The sequence below is a fragment of the Asaia siamensis genome (assembly GCF_014635085.1).
GTDB classification, from domain to species: Bacteria; Pseudomonadota; Alphaproteobacteria; order Acetobacterales; family Acetobacteraceae; genus Asaia; species Asaia siamensis.
Genome location: NZ_BMCH01000001.1, coordinates 155,751 through 175,696, shown reverse-complemented (window position 1 = coordinate 175,696; position 19,946 = coordinate 155,751). Strand labels below are relative to the sequence as shown.

General features: G+C 59.6%; 17 protein-coding genes. 8 read left to right on the top strand and 9 right to left on the bottom strand.

Annotation, left to right across the window (positions count from 1 at the left end; translation table 11 throughout):
• Positions 1-33: 33 nt before the first annotated feature.
• Positions 34-717, bottom strand: coding sequence for a Fe2+-dependent dioxygenase (locus IEV53_RS00755; protein ID WP_188424632.1), 684 nt, complete (start codon positions 715-717; stop codon positions 34-36).
• 140 nt (positions 718-857) lie between these two features.
• Between IEV53_RS00755 and exbB the strand changes: the two genes are divergently transcribed.
• From exbB to IEV53_RS00720, 7 genes are all read left to right on the top strand, one after another.
• Entirely contained in the window at positions 858-1,610 is a 753-nt protein-coding gene (exbB, locus tag IEV53_RS00750) for a tonB-system energizer ExbB (protein ID WP_229719461.1), read from the top strand.
• Between the two features lie 2 nt (positions 1,611-1,612).
• Positions 1,613-2,047 carry a TonB system transport protein ExbD gene (gene exbD, locus IEV53_RS00745; protein ID WP_188424630.1) on the top strand — a complete coding sequence of 145 codons (435 nt, stop codon included), beginning with the start codon at positions 1,613-1,615 and terminating at the stop codon, positions 2,045-2,047.
• The gene (locus IEV53_RS00740) at positions 2,044-2,943 is read left to right on the top strand and encodes an energy transducer TonB family protein (protein ID WP_229719460.1); all 900 of its coding nucleotides are present in this window, start codon (positions 2,044-2,046) and stop codon (positions 2,941-2,943) included. The genes exbD and IEV53_RS00740 overlap by 4 nt, the downstream gene beginning before the upstream one ends.
• Positions 2,944-3,142: 199 nt before the next feature.
• Positions 3,143-4,300, top strand: a complete 1,158-nt coding sequence (locus IEV53_RS00735; protein WP_229719459.1) for an MlaE family ABC transporter permease — start codon at positions 3,143-3,145, stop codon at positions 4,298-4,300.
• A gap of 3 nt (positions 4,301-4,303) precedes the next feature.
• Positions 4,304-5,074: an ABC transporter ATP-binding protein gene (locus IEV53_RS00730; RefSeq protein WP_188424628.1), complete on the top strand. Its 771-nt coding sequence runs from the start codon at positions 4,304-4,306 to the stop codon at positions 5,072-5,074.
• A complete protein-coding gene (locus tag IEV53_RS00725; RefSeq protein ID WP_188424619.1) occupies positions 5,071-6,033 on the top strand; it encodes an MlaD family protein in 963 nt (320 codons plus the stop codon). Before IEV53_RS00730 ends, IEV53_RS00725 begins: the two co-directional genes overlap by 4 nt.
• On the top strand, positions 6,030-6,596 hold the full coding sequence (locus IEV53_RS00720; RefSeq protein ID WP_188424617.1) for a PqiC family protein: 567 nt from the start codon (positions 6,030-6,032) through the stop codon (positions 6,594-6,596). Before IEV53_RS00725 ends, IEV53_RS00720 begins: the two co-directional genes overlap by 4 nt.
• 36 nt (positions 6,597-6,632) lie before the next feature.
• Here IEV53_RS00720 and IEV53_RS00715 read toward each other — a convergent pair whose 3' ends face one another.
• The 4 genes from IEV53_RS00715 to IEV53_RS00700 all read right to left on the bottom strand — a co-directional run bounded on the left by IEV53_RS00715 (position 6,633) and on the right by IEV53_RS00700 (position 12,107).
• Complete coding sequence (locus IEV53_RS00715) at positions 6,633-8,453, bottom strand: porin (protein WP_188424615.1); 1,821 nt, start codon at positions 8,451-8,453, stop codon at positions 6,633-6,635.
• A 224-nt stretch (positions 8,454-8,677) separates the two neighbouring features.
• Complete coding sequence (locus tag IEV53_RS00710; RefSeq protein ID WP_188424613.1) at positions 8,678-9,763, bottom strand: catalase family protein; 1,086 nt, start codon at positions 9,761-9,763, stop codon at positions 8,678-8,680.
• Between the two features lie 71 nt (positions 9,764-9,834).
• Entirely contained in the window at positions 9,835-10,791 is a 957-nt protein-coding gene (locus IEV53_RS00705) for an SIS domain-containing protein (RefSeq protein WP_188424611.1), read from the bottom strand.
• Between the two features lie 113 nt (positions 10,792-10,904).
• The gene (locus IEV53_RS00700; protein ID WP_188424609.1) at positions 10,905-12,107 is read right to left on the bottom strand and encodes an alpha-hydroxy acid oxidase; all 1,203 of its coding nucleotides are present in this window, start codon (positions 12,105-12,107) and stop codon (positions 10,905-10,907) included.
• A gap of 279 nt (positions 12,108-12,386) precedes the next feature.
• Between IEV53_RS00700 and IEV53_RS00695 the strand changes: the two genes are divergently transcribed.
• A complete protein-coding gene (locus IEV53_RS00695; protein ID WP_188425358.1) occupies positions 12,387-14,174 on the top strand; it encodes a thiamine pyrophosphate-requiring protein in 1,788 nt (595 codons plus the stop codon).
• A 123-nt stretch (positions 14,175-14,297) separates the two neighbouring features.
• On the opposite strand, the gene IEV53_RS00690 is transcribed toward IEV53_RS00695, so the two are convergent.
• The 4 genes from IEV53_RS00690 to IEV53_RS00675 all read right to left on the bottom strand — a co-directional run bounded on the left by IEV53_RS00690 (position 14,298) and on the right by IEV53_RS00675 (position 19,504).
• A complete protein-coding gene (locus IEV53_RS00690; protein ID WP_188424607.1) occupies positions 14,298-15,068 on the bottom strand; it encodes an SDR family NAD(P)-dependent oxidoreductase in 771 nt (256 codons plus the stop codon).
• On the bottom strand, positions 15,065-16,024 hold the full coding sequence (locus tag IEV53_RS00685) for an AraC family transcriptional regulator (protein WP_188424605.1): 960 nt from the start codon (positions 16,022-16,024) through the stop codon (positions 15,065-15,067). Before IEV53_RS00685 ends, IEV53_RS00690 begins: the two co-directional genes overlap by 4 nt.
• 25 nt (positions 16,025-16,049) lie before the next feature.
• Positions 16,050-17,087, bottom strand: coding sequence for an NAD(P)-dependent alcohol dehydrogenase (locus IEV53_RS00680; protein ID WP_188424603.1), 1,038 nt, complete (start codon positions 17,085-17,087; stop codon positions 16,050-16,052).
• A 191-nt stretch (positions 17,088-17,278) separates the two neighbouring features.
• On the bottom strand, positions 17,279-19,504 hold the full coding sequence (locus IEV53_RS00675) for a TonB-dependent receptor domain-containing protein (RefSeq protein ID WP_229719458.1): 2,226 nt from the start codon (positions 19,502-19,504) through the stop codon (positions 17,279-17,281).
• Positions 19,505-19,946 lie beyond the last annotated feature (442 nt).

The window sequence follows — 19,946 nt, the reverse complement described above, 5'->3', positions numbered from 1 at the left end:
CGATGCCAGCCTGGAATGGATGAATCTTTGGCCTTACAGCTCGGCCCATTGACGCAGCAGGTTATGATAGGTCGAGGTCAGCCCCAGAACGCCGGGATGATCGTCAGGCAGAGTCTTGCGTGTTTCGATGATCGAGCGATCGAAATCATAAAGCAGCGCGCGCTTCGTGTCGTCACGCACCATGGACTGGCTCCAGAAGAACGACGCCCAGCGGCTGCCTCGTGTCACCTCGCTTACACTGTGCAGGCTGGTCGAGGGATAGACGACCATGTCGCCTGCAGGCAGCTTGACGCGCTGCTCGCCATACGTGTCCTGAATGACCAGTTCACCGCCATCATATTCATCCGGACCGGTGATGAAGAGCGTCGAGGAAACATCGGTGCGAATACGAAAACCGCTATCCGGGATAGGACGGATCGCATTGTCGACATGAGCGCCGAACTTCATGCCGATGTCATAGCGGTTGAAAAGCGGCGGGAAAACGCGCAGCGGCAGGGCCGCACTATTGAAGGTCGGGTTACGACCCAGCGCACGCAGGACAATTTCACCCAGTTCGCGAGACTCCGCCGAATCCTGCGGCACCTGCAGGTTGTTCTTCGCCTTTGCCGATTGCTGGCCCGCTGTCACCTTGCCATCAAGCCATGCCGCCCGTTCGAGCGTCTCACGGCAATAGCGCAGTTCGTCTGCGGTCAGGACGTTGGGAATATGAACCAGCATGGGCGCTCTCCTTCGGAATCGAGTTCTTGTAATTGAGAATGAATCTGATTAACACATCAGGACCGCACGGTTACACCCGGTAACAAGAACTGAAAGCGCCCGCAGGCGGGTTGCGGCACCAGAAAAAACAGGAGAGCCCCATGGCTACGCCCGTCGGCGATCTCGCCTCACTTCCGTTCACGCCGTGGGAGATGTTTCTCGGTGCCGGTCTTGTCGTGCGCTGTGTGATGCTGCTGCTGATTGCGGCCTGCGTGGTCAGCTGGGCGGTTTTTGCGGCCAAGGTTGTCGAGATGATCCGCGTCAGAGCTGCGCTTACCAGAACCGAAATCACGCTCGAAGACGCCTCATCGCTTGAAGCCGCCCATACGCTCTGCCCCGATATCGGCATTGCCAAGGCGCTGCTGAGCGCAGCGTCGAATGAGTGGACGCGCTCTGCCGATGTGCTCGAAGACCGCGAGGGTCTGAAAGAGCGCATCATGCTGCATCTCGAACGTCTGGAATCTGCCGAGGGCCGACGCCTCATGCGCGGCACGGGCATTCTGGCCACGATTGGTGCGACGGCACCGTTCATCGGTCTGTTCGGCACAGTCTGGGGCATCATGACCTCCTTCACCGGCATTGCGGCCACCAAGGCCACGAGCCTTGCCGTGGTGGCTCCGGGCATCGCCGAGGCCCTTCTGGCGACAGCGCTCGGACTCGTCGCAGCCATTCCGGCCGTCGTCATCTATAATTATCTCTCCCGCCAGTGCCTTGGCTGCAAGGCCCAGGTGGGTGACCTTACCGCGCTCATCCTGCGCCTTGTCTCCCGCGATCTGAGCCGGCTTCATGTGCAGAGCCACGGCGCACAGGTGCTGCGCTTTGCCACGCCGCGCGCCGAGCAGGCCGGTCGCTGATCATGGCCCTGCGTATGCGCCATGCGGATGACACCGCACTCGATGCCCATGAGCTGAACGTCACGCCTCTGATTGACGTCATGCTCGTACTGCTGGTCATTTTCATGGTGACGGCGCCCCTCAGCACCGTGAACGTGCCGGTCGATCTGCCTTCTTCCACGCAGAAGCCCGCCCCGCGCCCGGCCAACCCGATCTTCGTCACCGTCAAGGCCGATCACAGCCTTGCCTTGGGTGAAGACGATGTCAGCAATGACGCGCTGCCCGCCAGACTCATGGCTCTCACCAACGGCCATAAGGATGAGCGCATCTTCCTGCGCGCAGACAAGACCGTCGATTACGAGACGCTCATGAAGGCCATGGATCTCCTGCGTAAATCCGGTTTCCTCAAGGTCGCACTGGTCAATCTGCAAGGCCAGGAGGAGGGTGACGAACCGTGACGGCTCGCGATCTGCGTCCCTCCCTGCCTGCAAGCCCTGCCGCTTCCCCTGCCCTGACCGCCTCAGGGCACGCAGCCATCATGCCGTTCCGGCAGGCCTATCAGATGCATCTGCAACGCGAGGCCGCATTGCGCCGTCGCTGCGGAGGCTATTCGGCTGCCACCGTCGCGCTGGTGGCAGGGCTGGCGCTGGGTCTGGTGGCAATGGTCCCGTCAAGTTCTCCACCCCCTTACTCGCCACCACCCGCGGCCATTGCGATCGATCTCGCGCCTGAACCCGCCAGTGTGCCTGCCCCACCGCAGGAACGCCCGCCCGGCCCCCCGCAGATGGCGACCCCCGAGCCCCCGGCACCGGAGAAACCACCTGAGGTGATGGCCCCGCCTTCCCCGGCACCTCTGCCGCCCGTACCGGTTCCACAAAAGATCAAGGTCGTGCCAGTGCATCGCAAGGTGGCTCCCTCACCGCCTATGCCAAAGCATCTGCCGCCGCCAATCCCTACCCAGTCGACTGCCGACACGGCACCCCCGCCTTCGGATGCGCCGCTCTCGACGGTTTCGGCCACCAATGCCAAGGGAGCTCCGTCGTCGCGCGAGGCCTCTCAGGCCAAGGAAAGCTGGCAAGGCAAGCTTCTGGCGCGTCTGGAGCGGTTCAAGCGCTACCCGCCCCAGGCACAGGCCGAGCATCAGGAAGGTACGCCGATGCTGCGCTTTACCATGGACCGCAAGGGCCATGTTTTGGCCGCCTCTATCGTGCGCCCCACGGGCTACACGCTTCTCGATGAGGAGACACTGGCTCTCATCCGCCGCGCCGAGCCCTTGCCCGAGCCACCCGATACGATCGAGGGAGCCACGCTTACCCTGACTGTGCCAGTCGAGTTCTATCTCGAGACACACTAACTCGCGCGCCTCCTGACCTGGAGCGAGGCAAACAGACTGGCATCATTGACTGCAACCGGGCTCGATCTGGACGACATTCCGAGCTGTTGCGATCAAAGCTTGCGTGAATACCCCCTGTCGAGGGGGCTCATTCTTGCCAGACCCTGCGCATGCGATCAGAATACACGAACATGACCGCATCGCACGCAAAGCCTCCTTCATGGTCCTGACAGAGATCCCAGCTTCTCATGGCGCCGCGGCCTCTGACACGCCGCCGGACTGGCGTATGGATGCCAGCAAAGGCGTTTCCTGCCTTGTCCTGTCCGGATCATGGCTGAGCCATGACGCGACACTTCCCCAGTTCTCCGGTGATATCGCCAGCGTCGGCGCCTCGCTCACCTGCGATACGCGGAATGTGTCCAACTGGGACACGGGGCTGATTGCCTTCCTGTGGGATGTCAGACGCGCCTGCGACGAGTCAGGCAAGGTCTTCGATATCGGCTCATTGCCGCATCCGATGCAGCAATTGCTCAACCTCCTGCCAGACAGGGCAGCCCCGGCTCTGCCGACACGCAGCAAAAAACTTCCCTTTCTCGAAAGGGTGGGCATCAGATCCATCGCCATCCTTGCAGAGATCGGCATCGTGGCGGGGCTCGCCGGCCGTACCTGCCTGGCCGCCTATCGCTCGCTTTTCGGCAAGGCCGGCCTCAGACGCAGCGATCTGCTGAGCGATCTCTACAATGCCGGGCCGTCCGCCCTCGTGATTGTCGGGGTCGTGAATTTTCTGGTCGGGGCCATTCTGGCTTTCGTCGGCGCGGTACAATTGCAGAAATTTGCCGCAGGCATCTATGTGGCAAGCCTTGTCGGCATTGCCACGGTGCGTGAGATGGCTGCGGTCATGACCGCCATCATCATGGCGGGCCGCACAGGTGGGGCCTATGCCGCCCGCATCTCGACCATGCAAGGCAATGAGGAAATCGACGCCTTGAAGGTTTTCGGCATATCGGTCTCGTCCTATCTCATTCTGCCTGCCGTTTTGTCGCTCGTGTTCACCATGCCGTTTCTCTATCTCTATGGCTGTCTGATTGGCATGCTGGGCGGCTATATCGTGGCCATCTCGATGCTCGACATCACGAGCCTGGGCTATTTTCATCAGACCATCATTGCCTTCGGTATCGGCCAGTTCATCTTCGGCTTCATCAAGAGCATCGTTTTTGGCGCCTTCATCGGACTGACCAGCTGCCGCATCGGCCTCAAGGCAGGGCGCTCTGCCGCTGATGTCGGCATTGCCGCCACCCACGCCGTCGTGATCGGCATCGTGGGTGTGATTGCACTCGACGCCCTGTTTGCCATTATTGCCAATAGCGTGGGGATCTGAGCCATGGCGCAGGATTCCATCATGACCATGCAGGATGTCACTCTGGCTTTCGGGCCAAAAGTGATCCAGTCCGACATCTCGCTTTCTGTCAAACGTGGCAGTATCTTCGCCGTCATGGGCGGGTCGGGCTGCGGCAAATCGACCCTGCTCAAAAGCATGATCGGCCTGCTGCGCCCCAGAACAGGCAGTTTTCATGTCGGCACCCAGGATTACTGGGCAGGCACCGATGCACAGCGCACCGAACTCAATCATCGTTTTGGCGTGCTGTTCCAGAGCGGCGCGCTGTGGAGTTCAATGACCGTTGGCGAGAATGTCGCCCTGCCACTGCAGATGTTCACCAATCTCGGCCCGCGCGCCATCAGGCGACTGGTCGAACTCAAGCTGGCGCTTGTCGGGCTTCTGGATGCGATCGACCTTACCCCGTCTGAAATCAGCGGTGGCATGCGCAAGCGCGCCGGCCTCGCGCGCGCGCTGGCACTCGACCCGGATATCCTGTTTTTCGATGAGCCTTCCGCAGGACTCGACCCCATTACCTCTGCAAGGCTGGATGACCTCATTCTCAATCTGCGCGATGGGCTCGGTGCGACCATTGTGATTGTCAGCCATGAATTGCCCAGCCTGTTCACCATTGCCGATGATGGTATTTTTCTCGATGCCATCACCAAGCGCCCCATCGCCTCTGGCTCGCCGCGCGAGTTGCGCGATCACTGCACCGACCCTCAGGTTCATGCCTTCATGAACAGACAACGAAACGAAGAAGGAACTGCATCATGAACAGACAGGCGCTTGTCGGTGCGTTCGTTCTGGGGGGGCTGACGCTCATGGTCGGCGCCTTCGTCTTTTTCGGTAATTTTCACCCCTTCACCCATACAGATCGGGCCGTGCTGATTTTCCGCGGCTCTACAAACGGGCTTTCGGTCGGCGCCCCTGTCAATTTCCGCGGGGTTCAGGTCGGGGCCGTGGATCGCATCGCCATCGAATACGACCCCAAGACACGCGAGGCCTATATTCCGGTCTATGTGACCGTACGCCGTGACGATATTCTGGTCGCTGGCGAAAAACATGGCCACCTGCCCGATCTGCGCGATCTGGTCGCGCACGGATTGCGCGGTGAAATGAATCTGAAGAGCTTCGTGACCGGCACATCCCAGATCGATCTCGATGTCTCTCCCGGAACGCCGGCCGTGCTTCATCCCAATCTGACCAACGAAATCGAGATTCCGACGCGTCAGTCGTCAATTCAGGCCATCACCAATACGCTGACCCATCTGCCACTGCGCCAGATCAGCGATGATGCTGCTGCCACGCTTGCGGTCATTCATCACCTTGCCGATACGCTCGACCAGCGCCTGCCGGCACTTGTCGACAGCGTGCAGCAGACATCAGACCACAGCCGCGCCACGGTCGATGCCGCCCACGACATGATCGTGGCCCTTCAACCGCAATTGCTGCACACGCTGCAGAGTGTCGATCGTCTGGCCTCCACCGGCAGCGATCAGCTTTCGGCGCGCGGTCAGGAGCTGCACACCCTGCTCCAGACCAGCCGTGACACCATGGCCAACGCCAACAAGACCATGGCGAATCTTCAGGGCATGACGTCTCCGCGCTCGATCGACCGCACCAATCTGGAGTCGAGCCTGCGCGATATCGCCGCCGCCGCCGCCGCGCTGCGCGGTTTTGCCAATGACGTCGAGCGCAATCCGCAACTTCTGCTGACAGGACGCCGCCAATGAGCCCGCGCCCCCTTCTCTTCGTGCTCGCTCTGGGTCTGCTCTCGGGCTGCGCCTCGGCACCGGTCCAGTTCTACACAATCGCCCCGACTGCGAGCGACATCACGCTCGCCCCCAGAAACGCGCCGGTCACCTACGTGCCGCGTGTGTCGATGCCCGATTATCTCGATACGCAGGATATCCTGGTGCGTGATGGCAGTCGTCTCGTTCGCAGCAGCAATGGACGCTGGGCGAGCCGCCTGTCGCAATCCGCGACCGATCTGATCGTGGCACGACTGTCGCAGGATTGGCCCCAACGCATGGTCACGGCCTATCCGCCGCTCGACACGCCCGAGTCACGCCTTGGGATCACCATCGAGCGTATGGACCTGCTTCAGCAAGGTCAGGCCACACTGATCGCTTCTTGGACCGAATTGCCCCGCGACGAAACCAGCCCGCCGCGTCAGGGCCGCGCTTCCGTCAGCGTGCAGGGGAGCGTGACGGACGATGCCGCCAAGGCGGCACTGCTTCAGAAGCTTTTCGAGCAGCTGGCTGACAAGATCGCAGCAAGTCTCGCCACGCGCTAGAACTGCATCGCGGGATCAATTCCGCGATGCCCCGGCTCAGAAGGCAGCCTGAATACGGCTGCCCAGTGCATCAATCGAACGGCCCTTGGTATTGACGCTGCCTACCGTCTGCGAACGCGTGGCGTTGATATGGCTGTATTGCAGCTGAATGCGGAAATGGCGGTTGATGTACCAGTTCAACCCGCCCGCCCAAACGGTCTGCACGCCCCCGCGTACGCCTCCCGTGGCAGAGGCCGGCATATCCTTGATGATATCGCTGTTGAAATCCATGACGCTCCAGCGTCCGACCAGCTCGAGCGCACCCCACTGGTTGTTCCAGAAATCGACATCTTCCTTTGGCGCTGGCGCGGAAAACGCCGCATCCTTGGGGCTGTAGCGGCGTGGCTGGCCGAACAGCGTATAGCTGCCAGCGACATAGTAACCATCGAACCCGAGATTAGGTGCCGGGCCTTTACTGCGGGCGTCGGCATTCCGGTCTACTCCGATATGATAATATTCGGCCTGAATCACCGCCTTGTCGTAACGCAGGGCTATTTCCGGCCCGACAGCCCAGACCTTGCCGACATCGGCAATCGTGCCACTCGACACAAGACGCTCATTGGTCAGGCGGATTTCAGGACGGTCGCTGATCGACAGCACACGCCCCTGCGCGGTCTGGTTACGCTTGAAGGACATTGTGGAGGAGATGCCCAGATGCAGATCCACATTCTCCGTCGCGACAGGCCGCCCGGCAACGCGCAGAAGCCCGCCCATCTGGCTGTCCGAGACAGTCGGGTCGGCTGTCCGGTCGCCATAGGTCTGGCCGGTCAGATAAGCCCCCAGATACCAGCGTTTCTGATGCGTGCGCCCTCCCACACTCAGCCTCGTATCGCCCGCAGCGATCTGACGCACGACTTCTGAAATCGATGCGCGCTCCATCAGGATGAAGCCGTTGGAGGATTCCGAGTCCTGCATGGTCACGCGCGGCTGATAATAGCCGACAGTGAATTGCGAATTATGGATGCCGCTATAGACGATATTCGCCTCATACAGCCCTGCCGTTCCATCAACCGTACGGCCCCATTCCGGGGTGAGATTGGCCAGAAGATTGCCATAACGCCATGTCAGCGGCAGACGCAGGCGACGGGCATTCTCGTTCATTTTCGGGAAACGACCCGTCTGCCCCTGTGCCGCGCCACCCGAAGACGGAAACCCGCCAAGATCGAGATGCATGACGAGACCGACCGAGAAGGCATAGAGCCCGTCACTTGACGCGATGGTCGGACGTCCGGCCGGAAAGCCGATCCTGATCCCGCCAATATCAACCGTCTCGGCCGTACGTGAGGCGCGACGAAAATCGGCCAGAGACATGTTCAGGCCATGATCAGGCGGCGGGATGAGATGAGTGTCATAGGCAACTTGCGGGTTCGACGGCTTGCCTGCGTCCCTGACCGAGGCCGACACCAACTGCACCGGTCCCGATGTCGAGGGCACCGTATGCGGCTGAACCGTTGTCACGTCAGTCGCAGGCTTTCCTCCGGGTGCCGATCGGGTGCTTGCCACAGCGGTTGCAGGCTCGCTACGCGTTGCATGGACCGGTGTGGGGGCAGCATGACGGGGCGCATGCGTTCTGCCTGCTGCGCCCTCTGTCGCCTCATGGGCGGGCTGCGCCTGTGCCAGCTCCGATTTGCGGCGCAAGGCGCGCTCTTTCGCCAGTTCGTGCCTGAGATCGGTAATCTGCCCCTGCATCTGCGCGCGCATTTCCAGCATTTCACGACGCAGGGCGGCGATGTCGTCCGACTGGCTGGCAGCGAAGGCCGAAGCAGGGATCGCGGTGCCGCAAAGCAGCAGCATGGTCGTGAAATGGCGCACGCGCATAGGTTAGACAAAACTCTGATGTGAATTAACTGCGCGCTGCTATAAACGAGCACATAAGTCAATCATATGACAATTTATGACCGCAGAGCAATTTCCCAGTCTTCAGGGATGAAATGTTTTGTCATGATTGACGGTTACTTTTCTAATTCTTTGCCACGCCCTTCTATGTGGCGGGATGCAGCGGGGCTACCCGGCACAAAATGCCGGAGCAACCCCTGCATCTTTTAAAGACGGTTCTTCTCTGGCAGAAGGCGCATAGGGCAGCCATTCAATCCAGCACGTAACGTCGCGGAAAATGGATAGGCGACACGGCGGGCACGCATGATGTTTCCGAGGGGCCGATGCGCCACCAGACCATGCCAAGGGGAAAAAGACAGGCTGTCATCGACTTGCTGTGACCTCTCCTCACTCCAGCTTTTCTGCGGCGGGAAATCGAGACTGGCCACGCATTGGAACGGGCTTGTCTCCTCACTCCAGGCAAGCTGGGCATTCTCGATGGGCTGGGTCGCAAGATCGCGACACAGCTGCACGCGCAGGCTCATGCTTCCTCCCTCCTGAGCCAGAACACGCCCCACAGCGCGCCGTATCGCGATCGGGTCATGATCAATATCGATGCGACGCCCTGTCAGACGACGGAAACTTTCCGACTCCGGAACAATGTCAAATTTCGCGACGTAATCGCCGTAGCGCGAGGGCGCCTGGGAGTGAAAGCGATCGCCAAGAGGATGCGTCGGCGCAAAACCGCCCAGCGCATCCAGCGCCGCGCTACGTCGGGCAAAGCGCGCAAGGCCGTCCTGCACAAACCGCAGGACACGCGAAAGCAGCGCCTTAGCCCCTTCTGCCCTGTCGGTCGTCAGAGCGAGCAGACGCAGCATTTTCAGAAACACCCCTGCATGGGGGGCCCCGAAGGCCGGACCATTGGCAAACAGGAAATCTTGCACCGCAACACCCTGCGTATCGTCAAGCAGATCGCCGGGCACGTCATGGATCTTGAGCGCAAACCCGCGTGGCCCTGAAACATCGTCGCGCAGCGGGTCGCCTGGAATGGCCGAAAGCCGGGCCGTGATGCGGTATGAGCCTGGTCTGGCAAAAAGCCCCTGGGCGAGTTCGGGCGGCAGACCCGACCTGACATGAAGCGTGCCTTCAAGCAGGGCATGGCTTTTCGCGTGAACCCCTCGGGAGGCATGGCCGAGATCGCGCCTTGTTGCGGTAATGATCTTGCGGAAGCTCTTCCTGAGCCCCGCCTTCACAGCCTCTTCGTCGGAACGCAGCTTTTCGAGTGAGTCATCATAGGCGACAGGGGGACGCATCACGCTGCTCCAGAAAGGGAAAGACGATTTTTCGATCCCCTCCAACCCGCCCCCGCTGCGAGAGTTTCCGCTCAGCCCTTGAGCGTCACGACTTTCGTGAGATGGCGCGGGGCGAGTGTGTCCAGCCCATGAGCGCGTGCCACATACTCGCCAAGCAATTGCAACACAGGCAGACAGATCAGAGGCTCTGCTCCGTGATCGCCCTCGACAGCCAGCGAGATTGTGCCGGGACCGCCGAGCCCCAGCACGACAGCGCCTTTCTCCATCACATCGCGCGCCACAAGGGCCTCTTCCTCACGCGTGTCAGGATGATAGAGCATGACGACGAATGACCGCTCGTCGATCAGGCTGATGGGGCCATGGCGATATTCGAGTGGATGATGGGCCTCGCTCTGACTGAGGCTCATTTCCTGCATTTTCAGTGCGCCCTCACGAGCGACACCGTAGAGCGCGCCACCGCCCAGAAACACGAAATGCGAACGCCCACGCAAAAGGGCAACGAGATGCGTATCCGCCTCTTCAAGCAGGGCCTCGGCCGCAGCAATACTGGCCGGACCGATCTTGCGACCGGCATAGCGAAGCCCCGCCAGCAGCATCAGACTGGCCGATGCCGTCATCACAATGCCTTCCTCGGGGTGGGTCTCCGCCTCGAACACTTCAGAAGACATTTTCGTCAATGCACTGCCGGCAGCGCAGGTAACGCCCAGAACCTCGTGACCGGCCTCAAGCCCCGCTGCGGCAGCGGCAACCGTCTCGGTTGATTCCCCACTGCGGGAAAGCGCCACAAGCTGCGTTTTCGTACCTGAAGGCACGTAGGATGAGGCACGACGTGTCCATTCATTCCCCGGAACAGCGCGCGCCAGAAAACCCGCCTCGTTCAGGGCACAGGCAATGCTGTCGGCAATATGAACGGAGGTGCCACAACCGATAATGGCGTGCATCTGCCCTGTCTGCGGGCTGGATTGCGGTCTGGTCAGCGCCCTCCAGAACGAAAACTGCTCTCGTATTCCCCGTTCGGTCGCATTCATCAGCCTGACTTTCCTCTGCAGATGGGCATTATTCGTTCGATCATGACACAAGCTTTCCGTGCTTCCGAGAGGAGAGCGGTAAAATCGCCTCTCTTCGGTCAGGTTCGCTCCTGTCAGGTGGTCTCGGGGGCTCGCTCTGCAAATGACATCGTCCCCAGATCCCTGAGCAGGGATGCATCGAGCGATGCCAGATCTGTCACGCCAAGCAGGGCGAGGTCACGATTGATTTCGGTGCTGAGAATGGAAACGGCCTTGTCGAGCCCGGCGCTACCCGCCAGCGCACAGGCCTGAAGGAAAGGCCGCCCGAGCATGACGGCATCGGCCCCGAGCGCCATGGCCTTGAGCACGTCGCCACCACAACGAAAGCCGCTATCGATCACGACACTCATATCCCGTGCCGCTTTCCTGATTTCGGGCAGCACCTCGAGCGGAGAGACGGTTGAATCGAGCAGACGGGCCCCATGATCGGAAATGCCAATGCCATCGACACCGATCCTTGCCGCTTCCTCGGCATCCTCGGGGCGCAGGATACCCTTGAGGATCAGCTTGCCTTTCCAGCGTCTGCGGATATGGCGGATATGATCCCAGGTGAAATGGGGCGAGCCACCGACTGCTGCGATCTCGTTCGAGAAAAGACCCGGCCCGCCCTGCGGCCTGATATTCACGATTTTCGGATTGCGGTCGCGCAGAATGGTTCGCCCCAGCGTGCCGAATGTCCAGCCCGGGTTGAGAATGCCACCGATCGTCGCCCTCAGGTTGGGACGTATGGGCATGGAATAGCCTGCACGCGTCTCGGCAATGCGCTGCGCCGGAACCGGCACATCGCAGGTAATCAGCAATACGGGATATCCGGCCTTCTGCACGCGGTCGATCATGCCATCGATCACGCCGAGATCGCTCGGCAGATAGGCCGCAAACCAGGTGCGCGGGTTGATACGGATAATCTCTTCAAGTGGTGTCAGCGAATTGGCCGAGAGTGCATAGAACAGATTATGCCGCCGTGCGGCAGCGGCCTCGATGCGGTCGGCATCGTAGCGCGTCATGGCTGCGCCCCCTGTCGGAGCCAGACCGAAAGGCTGGGCATATTCCTCGCCGAAGAGGGTGATTTTCGTATTCAGGGATGAGACGTCGCGCAGGCGATAGGGACGCCAGAGATAACGCTGGAAGATCGCCCTGTTGCGCCGCAGGCTGAGTTCGGCCCCGGCACCGTTGCGTACATATTCATATACCGCCTTGGGCAAATAGCGCTTCACGGCTTTTTCGAAATCGGTGAGCTGATAGATATCGTGCAAACGCCGCTTTGCCGTCATGGACATCGAGAAACTCCGGGGCTGAAAAATGCAGGCCAGATGCCAACACCAACAGAACGAGCCAGACGGGGCTTTTTTCGGGAATTATGGCATTCACGTTAATGTGAAGAGCTTCTCCTTGTGGGAACCGTCGCATCAGCCACTGAAAAACCTCGACAAACTATGAAATAATCATTCTGATTTATGAACATAAAATAATTTTATCGGGGAATGGACTGAACAGATCCGGTTGACGCGACGTTGCTGAAGCACAAAGCCACCCACCGGAGCATCGACGCCATGTCCATGAATGTCAGTGAATTCATGTGGAAACGCCTTCAGGAATGGGGGCTGAAACGGGCCTATGGCTACCCCGGCGACGGGGCCGGTGGCATTGACGTGGCGCTTCAGCGCGAGATCGATAGTGGGCGCATGGAATATGTGCAGGTGCGCCATGAAGAGATGGCCGCCTTCATGGCATCGGCCCATGCCAAATTCACGGGTCAGGTCGGGCTTTGCTTCGCCACCTCCGGCCCGGGCGCCATTCATCTTCTCAACGGGCTTTATGACGCCAAGCTCGACCATATGGGCGTGGTTGCGATCATGGGTCAGCAGGCGCGCAGCTGTCTCGGCTCGAACTACCAGCAGGAAGTCGATCTGCAATCGCTCTGCAAGGATGTCGGGTCGGAGTATATCGTGACCGTCACCGAGCCTTCCCAGATGCGCCATGCCGTCGACCGTGCCGTGCGTATTGCCAGAGACAAGCGCGCGCCGACGGTTGTCATCGTGCCGAACGATCTGCAGGAACTTCCCTACAAGGATGGCCCGGTCGCCCATGGCTTTACCCATACCGGCATCGGCGAGACCATCATCAGTCCGGTGCCTGAAGCCCATGGGCTTCAGGCTGCGGCGGATATCCTCAATTCCGGCAAGAAGGTTGCCATTCTCGCCGGTGCAGGCGCGCTGGATGCAACGGATGAGCTGATCGCCATTGCCGATCTGCTTGGCGCCGGCATCGCCAAGGCCCTGCTGGGGAAGGCCGCCGTGCCTGACGAGCTGCCCTATGTCACAGGATCGCTCGGTCTGCTCGGCACAAAGCCCTCATGGGATCTGATGAAGGAATGCGATACCTTCCTGATGGTCGGCTCCGCCTACCCCTACAGCGAATTCCTGCCCGACCCCGGTCAGGCGCGTGGCGTCCAGATCGATATCAACACTGCCAATCTGTCGCTGCGTTATCCGATGGAGCTCTGTCTTCAGGGCGATAGTGCCGCGACCCTGCGCGCGCTCATCCCGCTGCTCAAGCGCAAGGAAGACCGCAGCTGGCGTGAGCAGATCGAAAAGGAAGTCGCAACCTGGTGGAAGGTGCTCGAAGCCCGTGCCATGACCGACGCCAACCCGGTCAACCCGCAACGCGTTTTCTGGGAACTGTCACCGCGCCTGCCAGACAATGCGATCATTACCGCTGACTCAGGCTCGGTCGCCAACTGGTTTGCCCGCGATCTGAAAATCCGTCGCGGCATGAAGGCCTCGCTCTCGGGTGGGCTTGCCTCACTCGGTGCAGGGACGCCTTACGCCGTTGCTGCCAAGATGGCCTTTCCCGAGCGTACCGTCATCGCCTGCATGGGTGATGGGGCGATGCAGATGAACGGGCTGAACGTGATGATCACCATCTCCAAATACTGGAAGCAATGGGATAATCCGAAGCTGATTGTGCTGGTTCTGAACAACCGGGATCTGAATCAGGTGACCTGGGAAGAGCGCGTTCAGCTCGGTGAAGGCAAGACGACTGCCACGCAATCCATCCCGGACTTCCCCTATCATAAATATGCCGAACTGCTCGATCTGAAGGGTATTCTGGTCGACCACCCTGACCAGATTGGCGCGGCGTGGGAACAAGCGCTCAGCGCCGATCGCCCGGTGATTCTGGAAGCACGCACCGACCCCGATGTGCCGCCCCTCCCGCCGCACATCACCCTGCAACAGGCAAAGGCTTTTCTCTCATCCTTGCGCAACGAGCCGGAACTGCTCGATGTGATCCGGGGATCGGCGAAGGAAATGCTTGCGACTTTCCTGCCTTCGAAGAAATCCTGATCAAGGCGCTCTCATCGCCCTGTCGATGCGTCTGACCGCCGATCTCGCCGATGAGGGCGTCATCGGCGGTCTCACGACTTGTGCAGGAAAAGAGCGCCCAACAACGGCGCGCGATCTGTCGTCTCAGAGCGCTGTGTAGCCCCCGTCGACAAAGATCTCCTGCCCGTTCACCATTCCGGAGGCAGGAGAGGCGAGATAGAGCACGAGATCGGCAATTTCTTCGGGGGTTGCGACGCGACCCGAAGGAATTTTCTCCAGAAAACGGGTCAGCTTGTCGCCAACACCCCAGACGCGCTCGCCCATGGGGGTCCAGACAATCGTAGGGCAGACGGCATTGGCCTGAATGTTATGGGGCCCCCATTCTGCCGTCATCACCTTGGTGAGCCCGTTCAATCCGGCTTTCGAGGCGACATAGGGACCATGCTCCGTCAGGGCGACAGAACTGGCCATCGAACTGATATTGATGATCTTGCCGCCCCTCGCCTCGATCATGCCCGGTGCCAGGGCGCGCGCCATCAGCCATGGGGCCCGCAGATTGAGGGCAAATATGGAATCCCACTCCTCGACGCTTTGATCGAGCAGGGTTTTGGGGATGCTCATCCCTGCATTATTGACAAGAATAGTGGGCGTGCCGAATGCGGACTCGATGCGCACTTTCACCCTGTGAGCAGCGCTGGCGTCGAGCAGATCGGCAGCGATGGAAAGACAGCGGCGCCCGTTTTCAGTGACGATCGCCTGTGTCTCGGCCAGCAGGGCTTCATCGCGAGCGACAGCCACGATATCCGCCCCGGCTTGGCTCAGGACATCACATAGCGTGACGCCCAGGCCGCGAGAGGCACCGGTAATGACGGCAGTTTTACCGGAAAGGGAAAAGCGTTCGGAAAGACGGGTCATGAGAGAACCAAACCTTCTGATGGGACGACAGCAGCACGCGTTTCAGCCATCGCGATCTGCCGGGCCTGCTGACGAAACTGACGGGGCGTGCAACCGCGCAGGCTGAGAAATGCGCGATTGAAATTGGAGAGATTGCCAAACCCGGAGGCGCGACAGATATCCGTCACGGCCAGAGGGGTGGTTGTCAGCAGATGGCAGGCGTGACCGATGCGCAGCCTCTGAAGAAAGCCCATGAAACTCTCGCCAGTGAGTGCACGGAACTGGCGCGAGAAGGTCGATGCGGTCATGCCGAGCGACGCGGCAATCCTTTCGTGGCGGATCTCCGCCGGATCTGCCGCAAGCAGTTGACGCACCAGACGCGCGATCTGCCCTCCCTTTGTCGTTTCCGGCGTCTCCGGATCATGCCGCGTGGCAAGACGGCGCCACGAACAGCGCGTGAGATCAGCCAGAAGGGCAATCGCTCCAGCAAGACGTGCGCCGCCAGTTCTTTCCCCCAGCTCTTCCAGCCTGGCGCCACAGCGCAATGCCTGCTCGCCCGAAAACTCGAGACCGTGACGGGACTCTGCCAGCATCTGCGATAGCCCGGCCAGCTCCGGACAAAGACCGATCAGACCGTCAATCCAGCTTTGGCTGAATTGCAGCACGACATCACGGCCTGCCATCACCTCTCCCTCACCGAGCGGGCTGAACCAGGCATGGGGCAGATCCGGCCCGACGAGAACAAGCTGTCGCGCCTCAAAAGGGCCGATATGATCACCAATCATGACACGACCCGCACCATGCGTGATCAGGTGCAGTTCGTATTCCGGGTGATAATTCCAGCAGGCAATCGGCGCGGGATAATCATGGCGATGCCAACGAAAACTCTCGACCTTCTGGTCGGGGAACAACTCTAGAATGGCGGGAATGCGCCCGCCACGCCGCCTGTCATTCCTGTCTGCACGGGTCGCCACCATAAATGCTGCCTCTCCCCGCAGAGCGTCAGAGCGTGATCTGGATTTTCACGTCATCAGGACGCCCCTCAGCCGCTCTTTCGAACGCCGCCACGCCTTCCTGAAAAGGAAAACTGGCCGAAACGAGTGGTTTGAGATCGATACTGCCTGACGCGATCAGCGCAATCGCCCGGTCATAGACATGGGCGTAGCGAAAGATCGTCTCTATCGTCAGCTCCTTGGCCTGGGCTGCCACGATATCGAACGCGACCTTCTTTGGCGGCATACCGACCAGAACCAGACGCCCACCGGGGCGGGTGCAGTCAAGCGCATCCTGATAGGCGCCTTCGAAGCCGCTCGCCTCGAATGTGACATCCACACCCCAACCGGCCCCACAATACGCGCCGATCATTGCAGCAGGACTGCCTTCGCCAAGATTGATAGGCACGATATTGGGATATGCTCCGGCTATGGCCAGTTTCGGTGCAGAATAATCGCTGATGAAAACGCGGCTTGCCCCCGAGGCCAGAGCGGCAAGCGCCGTCATGATGCCGATCGGCCCTGCCCCGGTTACAAGACAGACATCCCCCGGCTGCAAACGGGCCTTGACGCAGGCATGAACCCCGACGGCGAGAGGCTCCACCATCGCCCCTTCGGCAAAGCTTACCTGATCGGGCAGTTTGAAAGTGTAGGCCGCCGGATGAACGATCGAGGGGGTCAGACAGCCATGCACAGGGGGTGTTGCCCAGAAGCGCACGGCAGGATCGATATTATAATGACCGATGCGTGTGGCACGTGAATGCGGGTCGGGAATACCCGGCTCCATGCAGACACGATCACCAACTCTGAGATCCGTCACGGCAGAACCGATCTCGGTGATCGTCCCTGCAGCTTCGTGGCCCAGGACCATGGGCTCACGCACGACAAAAGGGCCTATGGCACCATGGGTGTAATAATGCACGTCGCTGCCACAGATACCGACCGTATGGATGGCGATACGCACATCATCCGGGCCCAGCGCCTCGTCGAGCGCGATTTCCCGCAGCGAAAGAACACCACGCTCTTCAAGAACCAGGGCCTGTGCCATTGTGCCGTTTCCCTTTCAGAGACGCCTGAGGAACCCTCTCTTCACGCGCCTTCTGTTAGATATAACGACTTTATCTCACGAAATAGATTGACTCTTAACAAAAACCGATGATTTTTTGCGTCCGCAGAACACTACTATGTGATTGTGGGCGCGGATTATCGGGCGGAGGGCGCATCCCCCACCCGAGCTTGTCAGAACTGCGCGGCTATCGTGCCAAAAAACTCCCGTGGGGCCGCCACAAAGAGATTGGCATTATCGTCTCCGGAAACGGAGGCGGCGCCATAGACGCCGCCGATATAGTCGCTGTTGAACAGGTTGGTGACGCCAACCGACAGTTTCATGCCGCGCGCGAACAGGATTTTGCCGAAATCGTAGCTGGCATTGATATTGGACGTCCAATAGGACGGAATATATTCATCATTCGTATAGGTCATGGCACGACGGCTGGTATAGGTCGTGTTGAAGTTGAAGCTGGCGCGACGCCATGTATAGGTCAAGTTCGCCTTGTACATAAATTTCGGATAATAGACCTGGTGCTTTCCCTTAATGCTGATCGTCGTCCCATTATAAGGCAGGGCTGAATCCTCATATGTTGCGTTATTCCAGCTGAAGCTGTTCGTGATTTCAAGCCCCTTGAAAGGGCGTATCGTGCCCAGAACATCGGCACCGTTCATGGTCTCGTGCCCGACATTGAGAAAGGCGGCATAGACATTATTGGTCGGGCCACTGGTGATCGCCGCGAGACGGTTGATATAATCCGTGTGATAGAAATCGGCGCTGCCGGAGAAAAATTCCGAATTGAAGCGATAGCCGATCACGTAATTCCAGGTGCGCTCGGGCTTGAGTGTTTTCTTGCTGGCATCGAACACCGATTGTGCCGGGTTGGCTGACGAGCCCAGCCCGCCCCATGGATTGCCAGATCCCGATTGCGCCCCAAAATCATAGGCGCGCATGTTTTCAGCGATATCCCAATAAAGCTCATGATGATTCCCGAAATGCCAGTCCCAGTTGAAATGCGGCAGGAACGCATTCGACGCAGTGAGGCTGCCTGAGGCCGGATGGCTGTAATAGGTGCCCCAGCTATCGGCGAGCGCGCTGGTCTGGTCGAAGCTCGTCCCACCATGCGTCGTCTGGGTGAGCGATTTGAATCCGCCCGTAAGAGTCATGCCTTTGGTGAGGTGCCAGACATCCTGGATATAGAACTGGAATGTGTTGGTGTTGAATGAGTCGGCATACCAGGTTGTCGCCTGATAGGCATAATAATCGCTCTTTGAATTATGCGCTGCATCCTGCCCGTCCTCGTACAGACGCATCGGATAATTGAAGCGGTCATTCTCATACCATAGGCCGGTCTGGATGGTGTGGTGGCGCAGCTTGATGTCGAAGCTCTGGGTCATACCAAGCCGACGCACATCAGGGTGCCCCGCCTGATCGGCCATCAACACGCCCGAACCCGGTGAAATCAGAAAGGGATTGGTGCCCTGATAGACGCCGTTGGAAATATGGCCATAGGCCAGTGTGTGCGAGGTGATATTGGAAGCCAGGTCAAAATCACCCCGAACCGCCGAGAGATAATTGCGCTGCTCCTGCGTGCCGTCATAGGCAAAATCCCCCACCTCGTCATTGGTGATCCCGGCGGGTAGTCCGGGCGGGATACCGCCGTTCTGGGCATAATAGGCGTATTGCTTGGCCTTTTCATAATCGGGCTTGAGATAGGTCGTGTTGCGCCCCAGCAGGCGCCACATGTTTTTGGTAAGGCTCATGAAATTATACTGGTCGAAATTGGAATAATCGAAGATCGCCGTGATTTTTCCATGCTCTCCGACGGGCTGTACGAGCTTGAAATTGGCCTGATGCTCCTGCTGGTCACCAAAACCTTTCCACAGATCCTGAGCCGTACGCGCATAGGAGGCGTAGAATTTCGTGCCCGTCGCATTCAGGATGCCGCTATCGGCGCGGGCAAAGGTGCGAAACAAGTCGAAGCTGCCGAAGGTCTGGCTGACTCGCCCGCCCGCCTTGTCCTGCGGGTCATCCGTCGTGAAGGTGATCGCGCCCCCGAGCGTCTGGGCAGAGAGCATTTCCACCGCGCCTGCGCCTTGTGTGAGCGTCATGCCGGCGATGTTTTCCTGAATCGCCATCTGGTCGACGCCCAGACCGTTCCAGTTATGAAAGCCCTGCGTACCCATGGGAATACCGTCCATGGAAACACCAAGCTGCGACTGATTGAAGCCACGGATATAAAGCGTATTGGCGACTGTATCGAGACCGAACGCATCGTCTGAAGCAAAATTGGCGCCCGGTGTCGTAAGTGCCAGGATCTGCATGGGGCTCGTGCCAGCGGTAAAATGATCCATCGTCTGGCGTGTGACCATTTCTGTCGCGCCGTGAGAAGCAATGCGATGGGCAGAGATCACCATGGACTCGCCAGATCGGGCCTCGACATCGTGCCTTGGCACATGACGGGTATGCGTTCGCGGTTCACCCCCTCTGAGGGCGGTGTGGTGACGCGCCTTTTTTGCAGTATCTGCCGAAACTGAGTTCTGTTTGCCGACTGGTTTCGCCTCAGCTGCTGCAGATCGAGACAAGGCAAGCTGAGAAACGCAGTAAAGGGCAGAAGCACAGATCAGGATCTGCCTTGCGTTCGGGGTTCGTCGCCCCTTGCCATCATGACGCATATCGAGCTGACCTCCGCACATTTGTTCCGATACAGGAATGATGCTGTATCGTTATCATGACGCTAAATGTGACAAAGTGTGGATGCAAGAACCGTTACATATCCCGGCTGAGAGGAGCCTGTGATCGGAATGAAGGCATTGAACTGCCCAAAAACGGGCAAAGACCGATTTGGCGCTGCTGCAA

Bases quoted from the DNA above. Each gene is read 5' to 3' on its own strand.
- IEV53_RS00685 (WP_188424605.1), bottom strand. From the start codon at position 16,024: ATGGTGGCGACCCGTGCAGACAGGAATGACAGGCGGCGTGGCGGGCGC.
- IEV53_RS00715 (WP_188424615.1), bottom strand. From the start codon at position 8,453: ATGCGCGTGCGCCATTTCACGACCATGCTGCTGCTTTGCGGCACCGCG.
- IEV53_RS00755 (WP_188424632.1), bottom strand. From the start codon at position 717: ATGCTGGTTCATATTCCCAACGTCCTGACCGCAGACGAACTGCGCTAT.
- IEV53_RS00680 (WP_188424603.1), bottom strand. From the start codon at position 17,087: ATGGCACAGGCCCTGGTTCTTGAAGAGCGTGGTGTTCTTTCGCTGCGG.
- IEV53_RS00720 (WP_188424617.1), top strand. From the start codon at position 6,030: ATGAGCCCGCGCCCCCTTCTCTTCGTGCTCGCTCTGGGTCTGCTCTCG.
- IEV53_RS00695 (WP_188425358.1), top strand. From the start codon at position 12,387: ATGAATGTCAGTGAATTCATGTGGAAACGCCTTCAGGAATGGGGGCTG.
- exbB (WP_229719461.1), top strand. From the start codon at position 858: ATGGCTACGCCCGTCGGCGATCTCGCCTCACTTCCGTTCACGCCGTGG.
- IEV53_RS00675 (WP_229719458.1), bottom strand. From the start codon at position 19,504: ATGGTGATCTCTGCCCATCGCATTGCTTCTCACGGCGCGACAGAAATG.
- IEV53_RS00690 (WP_188424607.1), bottom strand. From the start codon at position 15,068: ATGACCCGTCTTTCCGAACGCTTTTCCCTTTCCGGTAAAACTGCCGTC.
- IEV53_RS00700 (WP_188424609.1), bottom strand. From the start codon at position 12,107: ATGTCCATGACGGCAAAGCGGCGTTTGCACGATATCTATCAGCTCACC.
- IEV53_RS00710 (WP_188424613.1), bottom strand. From the start codon at position 9,763: ATGCGTCCCCCTGTCGCCTATGATGACTCACTCGAAAAGCTGCGTTCC.
- IEV53_RS00705 (WP_188424611.1), bottom strand. From the start codon at position 10,791: ATGAATGCGACCGAACGGGGAATACGAGAGCAGTTTTCGTTCTGGAGG.
- exbD (WP_188424630.1), top strand. From the start codon at position 1,613: ATGGCCCTGCGTATGCGCCATGCGGATGACACCGCACTCGATGCCCAT.
- IEV53_RS00725 (WP_188424619.1), top strand. From the start codon at position 5,071: ATGAACAGACAGGCGCTTGTCGGTGCGTTCGTTCTGGGGGGGCTGACG.
- IEV53_RS00730 (WP_188424628.1), top strand. From the start codon at position 4,304: ATGGCGCAGGATTCCATCATGACCATGCAGGATGTCACTCTGGCTTTC.
- IEV53_RS00735 (WP_229719459.1), top strand. From the start codon at position 3,143: ATGGTCCTGACAGAGATCCCAGCTTCTCATGGCGCCGCGGCCTCTGAC.